The organism is Nostoc sp. 'Lobaria pulmonaria (5183) cyanobiont' (assembly GCF_002949795.1).
In the GTDB taxonomy this organism is placed as follows: domain Bacteria; phylum Cyanobacteriota; class Cyanobacteriia; order Cyanobacteriales; family Nostocaceae; genus Nostoc.
The window spans coordinates 617,501-633,638 of the sequence record NZ_CP026692.1 but is presented as its reverse complement, the minus strand read 5'-3'; the positions used below and the strand labels follow the sequence as shown (position 1 = coordinate 633,638).

Genomic DNA, 16,138 nt, shown 5'->3' with positions numbered 1-16,138 from the left:
GATACTAAAGCTTTTATATACTTGATTCTTAGTATTATTATTTACAAAGTATAGTTTCGTCGTTAACTTTGAAATTATATTAAAAGACGAATTTCGCAACAAATTATGCCGCAATTTTACAATGTTTGTACGAAAGGGCACTGGTTCTAATATTTAGTTCTCCTATTTTGACCTATTTCCTCAAAATCGTAGTTATTTTCAATGCATCTTCATTGAAAATTAAAACTTTAGAGATGTTTGCAATGGGAATATTAACTGTACGTAGGCTTATTTTGAGAGAAGAAGAATAATTAATACCTTGAAGAACAAAGAATACAGCGATTTTAGCAACTAATAAGTAATGTAACCCTTTCGAGGTAGGTTGGACTCCAGCGAAACGACAAGAGGGTGGGCATTTTAATGCTCACCCCACACGAACTATTTGCTGTAGTCTACGTAATTGAAAACTGCTGTTTCAACTGATAGTTATTTTTGCCAAGCTGCACTAAGCGAACAGACTAAGCCACAACACTAGCAGAGAAAACGAAGTCATTTGCACTCAGACTAGTTGAGGTAATTTGTAGTAATGAAGCCAACTCTGTATTTCCGGTTTTTATGATAGTGTCAGCACCCTGTTGCAATAGGGTTAGAGCACTAAACTGAGTCACGCCAATACCGCCCAGCCCGATTTTATCAATACCGATCGCAAAATCAGTCACAATGTTCTTGCTAGTTGGCAGACTGGCGTTAGCAATCCAGAACTGGTCAGCACCAGCACCACCATTCAGCCTATTACTACCCTGTTGACCAGCAAATAGCACGTCATCACTATCGCCACCGAAGAGCGAATCATTCACACTAGAGAAGAGTTTGTCATCTCCAGAGCCACCGTAGAGACGGTTATTGCTACCGTTACTGGTAAGGGTATCGTTACCTGAACCACCAAATGATAATTGACGCGAACCTTCAATTACTGTCAAATTATCAGCACCCGCGCCTCCAAATAAATTATTACTACCATTGGCTTCAACTACAGTAACTTTGTCATCAGCATTACCACCATCGGCACTAGTGTTGCTAGCAGGGCCATTTGCACCAATCAAGACTTGATCGTTACCATCCCCTGTGGACACTGAGGAGTTACTACCGACTACCACCGTGTCATCACCGCTTCCAGTCTGGATTGTATTACCTTTAGTACCGTCTACAAAGTCAGCTCCGTCACCTGTAAATAAGGTTTGATTTGGTTTAAGGGTGACATCATCACTATTGGTAGAGCCAAATTGAAGGTCTAGTGTTGTTAGTCCAACAGTGCGACTATCAAACCCTGCCGCTGTAAAGTACTGAGTATTGCCTACACTCTGAGAATCCAGAATTGTTGCTTGACCATTAGTAGTTTCTTCCGAAGTCAAGACTTCTTTTGTGGAGGCAACTGTATCCGGGCCTCCCACCAGTGCTTCTGTAATGGCACGACCTTTCAAATCGCCATTACTGGGAATTTTTAACCCTAAAATACGAGCAAGTGTAGGTGTTACATCAGCATTACTGACCGGTGCATAGTCCACATAACCTTGTTTAAAATCAGGGCCAATAGCCTCCATATTATTGAAGGTATCACCTCGGCCAAAGCTGCCATGCATCCCCTGCCCTTGCTGCAAAGTTGTATCAGCAATTTCTACTTGAGCTTGAGGGTTGTTTGGGTTATTTGGGTCGGTGCTAAAGGTTTTGAAGTTGATAACTATAGATGGAACTGGTGTTTGAGCATCACCTTTTAGCCCGATCGCACTCAGAGGTAAAGCACCTGGGATATTTCCATAAGCATCGTCTACAAAAATACCACTGATGTAGTCTTTTTGCGAAAGCAAATTTACTACCTGTTTAGCTAAATCAGCATTGCCATTAGGCAGATAAATCAGGTCAGAACCACCATTGGCAGCTACAACTATCTTTGTAGCTGGGTCAAGTTGGCCATTCGTTACCTGACCTGTACCTCCAATTACACCATTTCCAGAAATAGGACGTTGACCTTGTGTAGGATCAACAGTGGCATACTGGATGTGGTTCAGGTCTGGGGGAAGAGTCGTAGGGTTAGGATCGTATAAGGGTAAACCTAGATCGTGAGCCAAATCAATGGCAACAAAGCCTGCGGGTAAAAATCCCGGATTTACACCTGCATAAGTTTGGGTGGCAGCATAACTTGTAGTTTTTGTACCTTGGCTATCAATAGCTTGTTTGCTGATGGTAGAAAAACCGTGGTCGGAAGTAATAAAGACATCAGTAGTCTTGTCTAAGCCTGTACTTTTGAGATAGTCAAGAAGTTGCTTTAAATTATCATCAGCATTTTTGACCCCAGCTTTGGAAGTAGGACCGTTAATACCTAATGTCAAGGTGTTTAAGCTATCACCTTGATTATGTTGAGTACCATCGGGATCTCTTGACCAGTAAACTAATGCGAATGGTTTACCGTCTTCCTGAAACTTGGGTAAAATTACCTTGGTTGTGGCATCTGCAAAGTATTGTTGTTGAGCCACATTGGCATTCAGGGTTCCTGGAGTTGTGTTGTTACCAGCAGGTTGGACTCGCGGTGTCGGTTTGACATCTAAACCAGCAGCTTGTAACTGAGCAACAATATCTGGATCGAGTGGAACAGTAGAAGGTGAACCAGCGGCTGTAGTAGGTGGTGTTGCACCATTTGTAGTGTCATCAATAATAATTGTATCGGGAGTAGGAATAGTACCTGTAGTACCACCTTCTCGGTTAACTTGTGTGACATCTTGGATGGCAACAGGCCCTAATTTACCAACTGCTGCGGTGTTGAAACCCTGCGATCGCGCATAAGCTAGAAGTGACTCTTCATCTAAAAAGTTGTTACCGGGAAACTTTTCATCGATATCCCCCAAAACCGGATCATTTTCGATGAATGGCGTGACACTACCATTGGCATTAGGGCTAGGAAAACCAGTGTAGATAGTGTTACTAAAGTCACCTGTATCACCAAGGTAATGTCCCGTGGCGATCGCAGCAGCATTCGGGGTGGTAAATGTGGGAAACAGCGAATGACTATTGGCGAAACTAACTCCTTGCTGACGGATGCTATATAAAGTTGGGGTATCAATGGGGTTTACAGAACCGTTACGCAATCCATCTGCAACAAAAATAATCACATTTCTACCGTTGCCGTTTGTATCAGCCATACCGACTACTCCTTAAATATTGTGAGCTACGAGCGATGCCTACAATTGGCTACGCCTACGCAGCAATTGTGTGTCTATATGAGCGATTAATTACACTCAACCCAAGCAAAAAATTATTGGCTACAGAAACCTAAGTAGTATTTGGCGACCAAATGCTTAGTGTCCACACAAACTAGTGCAGACAATTAAATGAACTTAACTTTGGTTACTGTTTCAAAAGATAGTTTTTCAATGTTTAAGGAAAGTTATAAACAAGTTAAGATTTCGGACAAAAAGTAAAATAGTTTTTAAGACAAAATTACTAATAGATATAAAAAGCGAGGGAATATGATTCCCCCGCATTAGCAAAATCGCTACAGCTTAACTAATGAATGTTGAATCTAAGCTGTAATCATCTTTTGGCTAAACGACACTAGCAGAAAAAACGAAATCATTTGCTGTAAGGCTAGTTGCTGTAATTCCCAGCAACGAAGCCAACTCTGTATTTCCAGTTTTCACGATAGTATCACTACCCTGTTGCAACAGCGTTAAAGCACTAAATTGAGCGATACCAACGCCGCCAAGCCCGATTTTATCAATGCCGATCGCAAAATCGGTCACAATATTCTTGCTAGTTGGCATGGCGTTAGCAAGCCAGAATTGATCGACACCAGTACCACCACTGAGGCGATCGCTACCCCCTTGTCCAGCAAATAGCACATCATCACCATCGCCACCAAATAGGGAGTCATTGACACTGGAGAAGAGTTTGTCATCGCCAGAACCACCGTAGAGACGGTTATTGCTACCTTGACTCTTAAGAGTGTCGTTACCTGAGCCACCGAAGGATAATTGACGCGAACCTTCAACAACTGTCAAAGTATCATTACCTGCTGCCCCAAGTAAATTATTAGTACCATTGGCTTCTAATACGGTAATTTCATCATCACCAGCACCACCATCAGCATTAGTGTTGTTAGTAGGGCCATTTGCGCCAATTAAGACTCGATCGTTATCGTCTCCTGTAGACACCGAGGAGTCACTACCGACTAGCACGGTGTCTTCACCGTTTCCAGTTTGGATTGTGTTACCTTTATTACCCTCTACAAAATCTGCTCCGTCACCTGTGAATAAGGTTTGATTGGGCTGAACGGTAATATCATTGCTAGTAGTGGAGCCAAAATTAATTTCTTCAGCTTGAGGTTGACCTAAGCTTGGAGCAAGGTTAAGGGGCTTCTCTAACTTCAGTTCTAGAATCTCATTGTTGTCTATAACTGGATTTTGAGGATCGTTTCCAGGACGACCGATAGAGAAGGGATAGTTGTTGTCATTAGCTACCAAAATGGTATTTTTGTCAACAACCAGAATATTTTCAATGGTTTGGAATGGGAAATCGAAGTTAGTTTTGCCATCTCCATTGAGGTCTTTGGGGTCTTGAATGTTTAACAAGTCTGCAACTTCTTCTTTAGCGACATAGCCATTAGAATCTGTTTTAGACAAGTCTATTTTGTAGATCCTCTTAAATTTAGCCGCAACCCCTTGATTGTTATCCCGTTCAATGACTAGGTACTCATTATCATTAATGACTGCTAAATCCCCGATGGAATTTGACGGATTATCCAATCTGTAGTAACGTAACTGCTCGCTGTATTTGTGGCTGGCTAAATCAAATTCGTTAATCCGCAAAGCACCAGGAGTATCACCTTGGACTGTCCCTTCTAGGAGGAAATAAAGCTTGGTTTTGCTGGCGTTAATTGCTCCGCCTTCAAAACCTTTGGAACCAGCCAAGTTAGCAAAAGCATCTCCTGAAAGTACATCTGGGTTTTGTGGCGATCGCACTACATTATATTGAGCATCGTCTGTGAGTTGATCCCGTACTTTATCCCCGATATCTGGGAAATCTGTAAATAGCGCATCTACACCTAATTGATAGAACTGCTGAATTTCTAGTGCTAGCTTGCCTTTGTAATCTGCTGCTAAATACTGATCTTCCGCCCGGAAGGTGTAAGGATGAACTTGCAAACCAGCGTTGTGAGCATCTTGAATTAGGGTTGAGGCAGGTAACGTTGTTTTATCAGCATCATTGACTGCTCCATCCCCATTCACATCATCAGCTTTGCCATCACCATTAGCATCAGTACCTTTGACGCTAACAATCATCCGCTTCCAAGGGCCAATGCCATCAGCATAAGTGGCAACTTCAGCTAAACCTTCTGGAATTCGTAAGTCGCCATAAGTGCGAGTGTCACCACTGACTTTCAAATCATAAGGCTGACTTTCGATAATCTTGCCGTTGATGTCAATGTCGCTGGCATCTAGAAGTTGGATAAGTGGAATATCTACCCCTGCCGCAGGCATAATGCGATCGTGCAGTTGTTTGAGGTTACTCACTTCAAAGGACTGGATGAAGATGCGACTGGGGTCAGTGAAGTTATTTGCCTTCAGCGCATCAATTAGTAACTGACTGATGTTTCTGTTAATTTTGTTCGTGGTGCCTACATAAGTAGCTTCATCGGCCAAATAGGTCGGATGCTTAGTTTCAGGGTAGATACCAATCTTTTTACCTGTCTCGGCTTCTACTTGCTTAACTAAATTGATGATTTCCGTGAACGTAGGAATTTCAAATTTATCGTCAAAGGAGTGATCGCGGAAAGGTAGACGCTCTTCTGCGCGTAAAGTCTTGATTTCAGCTAAAGTGAAGTCTTCAGCAAACCAACCTGTAATTGTGTTTCCATCTAAACTTACCGTTTTTTTGCGATCGGCAAACTCTGGATGTTTGTAAACATCTGTGGTTGTGTTGTTGAAATTCACAGTGCCATCAGCATTCAAAACTGCTAAAGCTGGCTCATGGCGGGCAATTAGCACACCATCTTTTGTCACAACCAAATCAGGCTCAATGAAGTCAGCGCCTCGCGCAATTGCTTGTTTATAAGACTCTAAGGTATGCTCTGGACGATAGCCCGCTGCACCTCTATGACCAATTACTTTAGGTGCTTCTCCATCTAAAGTTTTGAATCGGTCAGGTGTAGCAATAGGAGCTTCCAACAATTTACCAGTGGCATCAAAATGCAGTAGGTATGGGCCAAACTCGTCTCCCACCCAGATTGTGCTGTCTTTGTCAAAGACAAATGACTCCACATCAAAGTCAGCACCAGTTAGTAATCTTCCAGTAGTTCCTTCATTAACAATTCCAAAAGGAACTTTGTGGTTAGGGTCAGACAGTTGAATGTAGTCTAAAACTTTAACGCTGCCGTCTCCATTTTCTGTTCCCTTAAAATTTGGGTCTAGACGATTGATTCGCAATAGAAAATCTGCACTATTATCTTTGCTACCGTAACCGTTATCTGACAGGAAGTAGAAAGAGTTGTTGTTAGCAAATTGAACACCACTAAAGCCTTGTATTGGCTGTCCTGGGAAAGGCCCGGTTCTACCATTGGCTGAAACATCTTCGCCAGAAGCAGGCCCATCACTAAAAGTATCAGCAGGTAATGAGGCAAAGCCTACTAACTCAACTTTTGGCACTATTGAGGCAAACATCGTTTGGTAGATGTGGGTTTGATCGTTTAAACCCGCAATTCCTGGAATATCAGAACCGTAGGCGTTATAACCTTTACCTACCAAGCTATTTAGCACTTCAGAACCAGCACCTTGGTAGTAAACAGGTACCGGACGGTTGGTGTGACTTCCCCAACCATACTTGACAGTGGGATCAGATCCCCAGTAATGTCCAACTTCTCCTGAAGTATCCAAATTGGTTAATGCTTCAGCACCCTGATTTTTTACTAAAGTCGGAAAGTCACCATTAAGAGTCAGATAGTGATCGTGGTCAGCAGTAACGATAAGTTGGTTTTCTTCCCAACCACCATTTTTTTTGATCCAGTCAATCGTAGATCCAACTGCCTTATCGAAGTCCAAGGTGGTACCGATCAAGTTGTCCATGTTGTTATCATGGGCAGACCAATCGATATCGCCACCTTCAACCATTAACCAGAAACCATCGGGGTCTTTATCTAATACATCTAATGCAGCACTTGTCAAGTCATTGAGGGTTGGGTTTTCGTTAACCTCTTTGGCAATGAAAGATGCATCCGTCTCTCCGGGAAGCAGTGGACGTGTGGTGTCCACTTTGGCGCTATCACCTTGGTTAGTGAAAACGCTGAACATATCTAAACCAGTAGTGCTGTAGTCGCCGTTGGCAGAACTTACAGGTAAGTTACCATTTTGACCACGCGCACCGTATAGACCGAAGAGGCGATCGCCTTTTTCTGGATTGATTGTCGCCGCAGTTTCAGCTAGTTTCTGTGCGGCATTTTCACCCCGCTCCAAAAAGGTGTAATCGTAGATGTTATTAGTTGGTTTAGTGCTAAGTTCTGTGTAGGTAGATTGACGAATGAATTCATTGCTCGTATTCGGCTCAACCCCTGCTGGTAGTAAGTCTCCAGGATCTGAAAGTGGGTGTCCACCACCAAGTAATACCGTCGGTTGATAGACACGGAGTTGCTGTTGCAGGATGTTGTCTAATGCTGGATAGTCAGCATCATACTTGCTGCGACGGTTAACGTTGGCAGCAGCAGCAGCAGGTGTCGCGTGGTCAATGGGAACTGAAGTTACCAAACCAGTTGATTTACCAACTTCGTTTGCAGTTTTGAGAATTGTTTCTAGAGGATTCTCAAAAATATCAACGCCAACAGCATTGTTGTAGCTCTTGACCCCAGTGTACAGAGTTGTAGCGGTGTTTGCAGAGTCAGGATAGCTGTACTTAATATATTCAGGATCGTTACCAGGAGTCCAAGGATTAACACCACCTTTGGTAGGGTCATAACCTACTAAATTTCCAACAGCACCATCACTGACTTTTGCACCACCTGTTGGGGTATTACCTGGGTTAAAAGTTGGATCAAAGGTGAAACCAGGGCGAACTGGGCTTGCTCCTGTGATCGGATTAGTCCCGTCAAGAGCGGAATTACCATTACCAAAAACTCTATTACTATCAGCGATCGTTGTCCCATAGGTAGTTGCCAAACCGTAGCCTTGGAGTGTTTGAAAGTTGAGTCCTTGACCCTTACCTTGTGTATAAAAATCGTTTAGATTAGCACCTGTCTTACCATTTTGAATCTCTTTATAGATGGATGCAGCACGAGCCATTTCCCAGCCCATACCATCCCCAATCATAATGATGACGTTCTTAGCCATGAAAGAGAATCTCCCTGTGTTTAATTGTTGAGATGGTCTTCGCTCCAGTGGAATCAAAAAAGTAATATGGTGAGTAAAAACTAATAGTTTTAGGCTTCAAAGATGTAATTGACTTGTAAGCTTGTTGAGTCTGAACTATTAAATGTCAACCACCACTACACGTGATATCTCACTAGAGCGTTTTGGTATCAAAATTAACGATTAAAATTGCATATTAATTAACATACATAGCCAAAGTTGTGAAAAAATTGTGGGCTGGTTAAGAAATCTTGTATTGTAATCTTGCACCTAATGGGCGATTAGCAATTTTATACGTATTTTTAATGAGGCAAAGGTTATTTTATATATACTTGCATGAGGCATTTCTTGTCAGTTTCGTCAGATAATAATTTCTTTATAACCCTTATCTTTAATTGCTTTTACAATAATAATGGAGTACAGCTTTATTAACTTTAGTTGTGTAATAAAGCTGTAATAAGGCGAACAAATTAAGCGGCAATACTGGCAGAGAAAACGAAGTCATTCGCTGTGAGAATATTTGATGTAATTCCCAGTAATGAAGCTAACTCAGTATTACCGATTTTCACTAAGGTGTCACTACCCTGTTGCAACAGTGTTAAAGCACTAAATTGAGCGATCCCAACACCGCCAAGCCCGATTTTATCAATGCCGATCGCAAAATCAGTCACAATGTTCTTGCTAGTTGGTAGACTGGCGTTAGCAATCCAGAATTGATCGGCACCAGTACCACCACTGAGGCGAGCGCCACCCTGTTGACTAGCAAATAACACATCATCACCATCGCCACCAAACAGGGAGTCATTGACATTAGAGAAGAGTTTGTCATCGCCAGAACCACCATAGAGACGGTTATTGCTACCGTTACTCGTGAGGGTATCGTTACCTGAGCCACCGAATAATGATTGACGAGTACCTTCAATTACTGTGAGATTATCATCACCTGCTGCTCCAAATAAATTATTGCTACCACTGGCTTCCACCACGGTAATAACATCATCACCATTGCCACCATCAGCACTGGTATTTTGAACTGAGCCATTTTGACCAATAAATATGCGATCGTTACCGTCATTTCCGAAAACTGAAGAGTCGTTTCCTGCAAGCACTGTATCATCACCGTTTCCAGCCAGGATTTTGTTATCTTGAGCGCCTTCTACAAAGTCTGCTCCGTCACCTGCATTAAAGAATTGTCCTGGTTCAAGATTGATAGTATCGCTGTTGCTAGAACCAAAACCGTTCGGGAAAGTAGGCTGCACAGTCGTCAGATTATTGGGTAGTTCGAGAATGCCAAGTTTCTCAGCAGCCGTATTACCCGTAATGTTGAAGTCCTTGTCGTTAATCAAGGCTAGGGTGTTGGGTGCTACCAATGCTAGACCTTCTAATTTTTCCACCTCGGTGTAACCCAACTGAGCAGCATTAGCAATTAAACTCTTGCTGACAGGGTTAATATTGGCAGTAGCCAACTCCGCAGAGGTCAGTTGTTCAATAGTTTTACCAACTGGCAAGGTAAAGTTAGCAGGGTTGTTGATGTTGGTCGCCCCAGCTAAATCAATTTGGTAAATTAATTTATTGCCAGCAGATGTAGCATTGTCGTCTCGCTCAACTACTGCAAATTTGCCGTTACCCAAGGAGACTGCATCGCCAATCTTATCGGTTCCTGGTAGACCTTCTAGGCGATATAAATACTCTCTTGTTACCTGCTTGCTGACAATATCAAACTCTAGAATTCGCAGGTTGAGAGAAGCTTTGGAAGTCGCATCATTGGCGACATCTGGATTATCGATCGCACTCTGAATAAAGGCATATAATTTATTCCCTTGCAGTGCTACAGCTTCAAATCCTCGGTTATTGCGGCGTTGGGCATAAACTGCTGGCAATACCTCAGTACCAAAAGTTGCCGCTGGTTGATCTGGGTTGGGTGCAGTGGCAGTTCCTTGAGGGATAAAGCGGTCAATTAGCTTACCATTGGCATCAAAGTGGTAAATGGAGGGACGATACTCATCTACCATCCAGTAATCACCATTTTCTGCAACTACAATTCCTTCTAAGTCAGCGCCCAAAGGATCATTAGCTAAAACCTTGTTGTCTAAGTCAACAGCAATTTCATCTGTGTAGGCTAAACCGTTTCCTACAGCTTGCAAGTTAGGTAGTCCCGTTAATGGCGTTGTTCCATCTTGGCAAAATAGCTTTGTTCTGTTGGTAATACTGATTTCACCTGTGGTGCGGTTGAGTTCAAAGCTAACTATTTCTGGCTGGAAATCGGGTAATAAAAATGGTCTTTTGACACCATCAGGTTCTCCATTGGGGCCACGGTCTGTGTTGGTGACAAATTTCAGGTTGCCATTTGCTGCAAACCCTTGGAAATACAACCCAGAAAAACCACCCAAGAAAATATCTTGATTTTTAGAGGTTGTGCCTAGTTTGGGTAGATTTTCAAACTCATAGATAGTCAGCTTGGGTTGGGCGGCAGGATTGCGAGGATCGTAACTAGTAGTATCGATATTTAAAGAATTGGGGAAAGAATTGGCTATATTTTCCCAAGGCACCAGCTTAAAGTTAGAACTGACGTTTTCGCCATCGATGGTCTTGGCAGGTTCATTGGAGCCGTCTTGGGTAACAAATAAACCAAATGGGAAGTTAGGCCCCAGTGGCACGTTAATGACATCAGCACCATCTGACTCTTGCACGCTGTCAATTGACCCATTGTTACCAATAGCAAAGTTACCTACATATTCGTTGTTACCTTCACGAGTGTAGGCTACAAAGGTACTATCGCCTTGGCTGGATGCTAGCAGGTAGCCTGTGCCGTTTTTGCCGTAGTAGATGGTTAACCCTTCGGCATCATCGGTGAGGTGAGAACCACCCTCAAAACGAACGCTATCGATCAGCTTGCCTGTTGTACCACCGTCCGGTTCTGCCTGGAATTTCCAGATGCCCACATCTTCTTGGGCTATGTAGAGAAAGCCTGTTTCTTGGTCAACCACCATACCCTCTGTTTGGGGAGAACGCTCTGCTGTGGTGGGCGAGGGGATGGTGAACTCCCGCACCAGTTCCGCTCCAATTTTGCCATTACCTTTGTCAATTAGCTTGAACTGAGCTATGTCTCCAGTTTGGCGACGACTGGTAAAGACATAGTAATCATTAGTTTCGGGGCTACGGTATAGGGTAAGTCCGTAAGAACTGCGAGTTGATGCAGAATACGGAGGTTCAAAAGGTGATGCTTGGAAGATAGTACCAATATTGCTATCAGTGATATCTTCCAAGTATTGACTGGAGGTGGTGGGGTTGGGGTTAATTTTGAAGATTGCTAATTTATCATTTTGGCGATCGCTAGCTACGGCAATATCAATAGATTGATTGCCTAATTTAAAACCGTATTGCAGGTCAATGTTGTTGTAGCGAATACCACCGGGATTAACTGTTTGCAATAAATTACCAGACAGGTCATAAACCCGCAGTCCAGCATTTTTGACTGAGGTTAGGACTAGACTATCAGCTGCATTTGTGGCATTGACATAGATGGCAGGGTCATCAGCATCAGCATTTTGATCTACAGCAGGTAGTGCTGGATCTTCATCATCGAACAAAGCAGGACGAGTTTCTAGTGTGGGTGCAGCAGTGGGAACTAAGTCTGCACCCAAGGTGAGGATTTGGGTATATTGAGTGCTGCTAAAGTTGTTGTCACTTACTAACACAATGGACTGACGACCATCTGCTAGTTTGGGGCCAAAGGCAATACCTTCAATGTTATCCACTCCTGTAATCGGGTGGTTTACATCAGTAGGCAGATTCAGGTCAGTTAAATTCAACAGTAAGCGCTTTTGAGCGGGTTTAATAGCTGCTAGTTGTTCAGCACTCAAATTATTGAGAGAATCGTAGAAACTAATGTCAGTTGCACCTTGCAAAGAAACTTCGTAGATTTTGATGGTATTGCCTACACCTTGTGCAAAAGAGCGTTCCAACGCTAGGAAAGTGCCACGATTATCTATTGCTAGTAAATCTGCCAAACCATTGTCAGCGGAGCCTGTGCTAGGGTCGGGCGATTTGGGTATTGCATCAGTAATGTAAAGGTATTCTTTTTCTGGCTGTCCAGTAACCAGATTGTATTGCAGAATCCGAGAAGGGCTGCCACTAGTAAGTGAAGCTTTTAATCCATCTTGGGACAGTGCGTTTTCAGTGGCGGTGAATAAAGTTTTCTGGTCGGGTGTAATGGTCAGGCTTTCAAATGCCAAGTTGTTGTATACGCCTGATGTCTGCGTATCACCTGCATCTACAACACCGTCGTTATTGGTATCTTCAACTACTGGCAAGAATTTTCTAGGGATAGGTAGCGATCGCACTTCTTGCCCTGTAGTCAGCGAAAACTCTTTAATAAAGGGATTAGTAACGCGACCAGCAGTAGGATTAACTTCGCCTTCTGAAGAGATGAAGACCGTCCCATTGTTGGTTAAAGCAATACCTTCTGTGTCGAGACTGTTGGTTGCAAAAAAGTTGCCTTTGGTATCTTTTAGGGGAGTGACATTAGTAAAAGTCACTCCAGAATCGGCAGTGAAAGTATAAAAACGGGCAGGGGCAATTTGAGAGCGATCGTCTGAGATAGCATAGTAGCGGTTATTCGCAGCATCATAGGTAACACCAGATAATCCACCCACCGGAGTCTGTACCCCATTCACAGTTCCCGCCGCGCCAGCAGGAATAAAGCCAGTAACGAAGGTAGTTTGTTTTAGAAATCCTATACTGGGAATGGTTTTACCTGGTTCAGTTGGTCTAGCTTGTACATCTGCAAATACCAGGCGATGGTCAGAACTGGGGAAAGGAAAAGTACCTACCAAGGGAAACGTCGAATCGGTATTTAGAGGCCAAAATACTCCTGAGTCGGCAATTGTTAGGTCAGTTGAGGGTAGCACATAGTCAGTCCGCAGGTTTCCGGGAGTCGTATCGGCAAAATCTGCCGTGTCAAAGCTAGGATTACCTTTTTCGCTAGCGTTTGCACCAGCTTGTAAGTTTGCTTGTTGGAGACCACCCAGACTGGTAGGGATGACATTAGTATTGATATTAGAATTTTGCAACAGTTGGCGAATAGCGTTGTCAAAACTATCACCATCCAACGGATCTGCATTTTGGTCGCCCATAATCACAAAGCTTGACCCAGCATTAATACCGCCTGTTTTACCTGCATTATCATAGATGTAATTGCCTTTACCAGGTGTTATGTAATCTGCCCAAAAGCGGATCTCATTGTGGTTACGCTTACCGTTGCGGTCTTCCGCGCCATCAAAACTTGGGGGTGTGGGGTGGCTGGCGAGGATGTGAATTGTCTCGCCGTTTACCTGGATGGGTACATCCCAGTGACTTTTAGAAGAAAGGCGTAGAACTGCCAATTCCTCTTCAGAATACCAATCATTTGGCTGTGGGGTTGTTGGATCGTCGGGAAGTAAGGCATTAGGCATATCCTTCCACAGAAAATTTTGGAAGGTGCGAATGTTGGCAGTGTCGATGGGATATTTGGACAGCAGCAATATCCCGTATTGACCAGGGAAATTCCCGAATCCGAAAGCATCATCGCCATATCCTGCTGCACCTGGGGTTGTAACTGCTGTGCCGTCGTTGTTCAAGTCAAACCCAGAGGCAATACCTGTATTGGAAGGAGCGATATAAAAGTAGGGGTAGTCAACGGGAGTTGTACCATTCTGGCTAACGGCTAGGTAATTTTGCCTGAATAGTTCAACTGCCTCCGAGGAGTAGTCAAACTCGTTAATTAGCAATACATCTGGGTTATTGCGCTGGATAATCTCAGCAACCGCCTTTGCCTGAGCATTGTTTGGGGTAGATAAATCACTGACTAACTGACCTTCAGCATTACGGTTTAAAGAAGCGTTGAACTGGGAAAAGCGAATTGTATTAGTAGTTACCATGTTTAATTGTGAGATAGATTCCAGACGTGAATGAGACTGCTTTGAAAATTGGGAGTGGGGAATAAGGAACCGCAGACGCGCAGAGTACACAAATAAATCGGAGTTTGAGAGCTATTTTGCGTAAGTCCTATTAAATCTGCCAGCCAAGCCGTAGTAATTAGCTCCCTTACCGTGACCGTTATTCACATCCCAGTTGATAATGTCTTCTTTTAAAAAGTCGTAGCGACCGACATAGCTAAGTGTCGTGGCTGCTCCCGTACCATTAATATCTGTAGCAAAAACCCGATCGCGGTTAGGGCGATTCTTCCCATCATCGCTATTGCTTTGCGATCCTAACCAGAAAATGCGATTGCCTACCTTAGTAGAAGCTTCAAGATCCACTTCTCGTAACACGCCAGAACCGTCAGTCTGATTCAGTCCTAGAGAACTTGTGAAGTCAAAGCCAGTTACAGGCAGTCCCGACTTGCTGTCATCATAGAGGTGCAAAACTTGATTTTCGTCATCAGCTTCTAAGAAAAATGTCCCACCAACGGGAATAGCTGTAGAAGCATCACTCGTACCCGTTAAAAATTGAGTTGTGGCAGTAGACCAGCCATCTTCATCGGCATTGAAAGAGATAAAAGCAATATCGCCTTGTGTCAAAGCCATTAATAACGTCTCCTTCAATTTCTTTTGTATTGTTTAAGAACCCCTAGAAAAGCCGATATTTAGGAAGAATTTGTAAACATAATCAAGTCACATTGACAATCGCAATATCACTATCAAAAAAAATATTTTTTAGTAAAACAAGCTACATAGTTTACTAGTATTAATCCATATTCAGCAACCTCAAGTTATCTCAGGAACGTTAAGAAACCGCTAGCAAAAGGTTAAAAGAACAAATATTTGGTAGTGCCCTCAGAATATACAGTTGCATGTTAGACCCCGACTTATTGTAATAAGTCGGGGGACAGCAACTTCACGCTCATAAAAAAAGGTGGACAAGATGCCCGCCCCACAATAAGTAGTTGGATATTTTTTATTTGAAAGTTATTTTGTATTAAAAGCTACTCTTGTTTACCGAAACTTACCAGGATTTAGACGAGCACCGTTAGGTTGAGACTGACGACGAATTGCTACTCCACTCCGCAAATTGTTTCCAGTACCGCCATCTTGGCGATCGAGGAAAGGTTTCAAATTAATCGCACTTCTAGATGAACTAACCCGATTATTGCCACCGCCTAAAAGTGTACGTCCTAAATTATATAATTCGTTGCCTCCACTACTGCGATCGCCATAAGTGTTAACGGCTATAGTCTGCTGTCCACTGTCAGCAGTAGTCAAGTTTTGAAAAATGCTATTGCGGATAACATAGGGATCTTTCCCATTGGGGACTGTTAGCACAATTCTACAGGTTGGGTTAGTTTCAGTTGTAACGCAGACAATATTTTCGTTATTTTCTACGGCTGTCTGGAGTTCTTGTAAGCCATCTGGGCGATAAAGTTCTAAACGGCTAGCAATTGCTGCACAACGCCTTTGTGCATCCCAACCACCGCCCAAAGCCGCAGGTGCCGCCCAAGGAAAGAATTGTCCTGGTTGACTTTGGGGCTGATACATGACAGTATACTGTCCATTGTAAGTCTGACAAGTAAACCGAGTTGTACCGTCAGTTGAGGGTGGTACGCCTGTCGATGTGTCTATTGGGACTGGTGCTGATGTGCCGCCTGATGGTACTGTTGGTACTACTACACCATCGCCATTAGAATCATATTGTGCCATCGCTGCCGAATTGCCCAGACACAAAGATAAGCCAAGACTGCCCAAAGATATCAACCGCAGCATTTGTGATGACATAAATCATCCTCCAGGAGAAATAAG

5 protein-coding genes are annotated in these 16,138 nt (G+C 43.2%); all 5 read right to left on the bottom strand.

What is annotated here, in order from left to right; genetic code table 11:
- Nucleotides 1-497: 497 nt before the first annotated feature.
- Nucleotides 498-3,173, bottom strand: coding sequence for an alkaline phosphatase family protein (locus tag NLP_RS02645; protein ID WP_104905027.1), 2,676 nt, complete (start codon nt 3,171-3,173; stop codon nt 498-500).
- A gap of 402 nt (nt 3,174-3,575) precedes the next feature.
- Complete coding sequence (locus NLP_RS34565; protein ID WP_104905026.1) at nt 3,576-8,345, bottom strand: esterase-like activity of phytase family protein; 4,770 nt, start codon at nt 8,343-8,345, stop codon at nt 3,576-3,578.
- 488 nt (nt 8,346-8,833) lie between these two features.
- Nucleotides 8,834-14,281, bottom strand: coding sequence for a phytase (locus NLP_RS02635; RefSeq protein ID WP_104905025.1), 5,448 nt, complete (start codon nt 14,279-14,281; stop codon nt 8,834-8,836).
- A 111-nt stretch (nt 14,282-14,392) separates the two neighbouring features.
- Complete coding sequence (locus NLP_RS02630) at nt 14,393-14,929, bottom strand: hypothetical protein (protein ID WP_199784743.1); 537 nt, start codon at nt 14,927-14,929, stop codon at nt 14,393-14,395.
- 408 nt (nt 14,930-15,337) lie between these two features.
- On the bottom strand, nt 15,338-16,114 hold the full coding sequence (locus tag NLP_RS02625; protein ID WP_104905024.1) for a COP23 domain-containing protein: 777 nt from the start codon (nt 16,112-16,114) through the stop codon (nt 15,338-15,340).
- Nucleotides 16,115-16,138 lie beyond the last annotated feature (24 nt).